Source organism: Vibrio sp. AIC-3 (genome assembly GCF_013114515.1).
Lineage (GTDB): Bacteria > Pseudomonadota > Gammaproteobacteria > Enterobacterales > Vibrionaceae > Vibrio > Vibrio crassostreae_C.
Map to the genome: position 1 here is coordinate 1 of NZ_VTXG01000067.1, position 1177 is coordinate 1177.

Below are 1177 nucleotides of genomic sequence, written 5' to 3' on the forward strand. Positions count from 1 at the left end.
AAGATTTTAGCTACAACACCAGCACCAACTGTACGGCCACCTTCGCGGATTGCGAAACGTAGACCTTCGTCCATTGCGATTGGAGCGATTAGCTCAACAGTCATTTGAACGTTGTCACCTGGCATTACCATTTCTACGCCTTCTGGTAGAGTGATGTCGCCTGTTACGTCAGTTGTACGGAAGTAGAACTGTGGACGGTAACCTTTGAAGAAAGGAGTGTGACGGCCGCCTTCGTCTTTAGAAAGTACGTATACTTCAGACTCAAACTTAGTGTGTGGGTTGATAGAACCTTTCGCAGAAAGTACTTGACCACGTTCAACGTCATCACGCTTAGTACCACGTAGAAGTGCACCAACGTTCTCACCTGCACGACCTTCGTCAAGCAGTTTACGGAACATTTCAACACCAGTACAAGTAGTAAGAGTAGTCTCTTTGATACCAACGATTTCTACTTCGTCACCTACACGTAGGATACCGCGCTCGATACGACCAGTTACAACAGTACCACGACCTTGAATTGAGAATACATCTTCAATTGGTAGTAGGAACGGTTGGTCAACTGCACGCTCTGGCTCAGGAATGTAAGAATCTAGTGCTTCTGCAAGCTCAACGATCTTGTCTTCCCACTGCTTCTCGCCGTTTAGTGCGCCAAGTGCAGAACCTTGGATAACTGGTAGGTCATCACCTGGGAAGTCGTATTCAGAAAGAAGTTCACGAACTTCCATCTCAACTAGCTCAAGTAGCTCTTCGTCATCTACCATGTCACATTTGTTCATGAATACGATGATGTAAGGGATACCAACTTGACGACCAAGTAGGATGTGCTCACGAGTTTGAGGCATAGGGCCGTCAGTCGCAGCAACAACTAGGATACCGCCGTCCATTTGTGCAGCACCAGTGATCATGTTTTTAACATAATCCGCGTGTCCTGGACAGTCTACGTGTGCGTAGTGACGTGCTGGAGTGTCGTACTCAACGTGAGAAGTTGCGATTGTGATACCGCGCTCACGCTCTTCTGGAGCGTTATCGATAGATGCGAAATCTTTAGCAACACCACCGTACACTTTTGCAAGAGTAGTACAGATAGCAGCAGTTAGAGTTGTTTTACCGTGGTCAACGTGGCCGATAGTACCAACGTTTACGTGCGGTTTCGTACGTTCAAATTTTTCTTTAGACA

The 1177-nt window shown here is 46.8% G+C and carries 1 protein-coding gene; it reads right to left on the reverse strand.

All coding sequences use genetic code 11. The features are described 5' to 3' along the window. On the reverse strand, positions 1–1177 hold a 1177-nt coding region (tuf, locus tag F0229_RS21595; protein ID WP_016783752.1), incomplete at both ends, for an elongation factor Tu.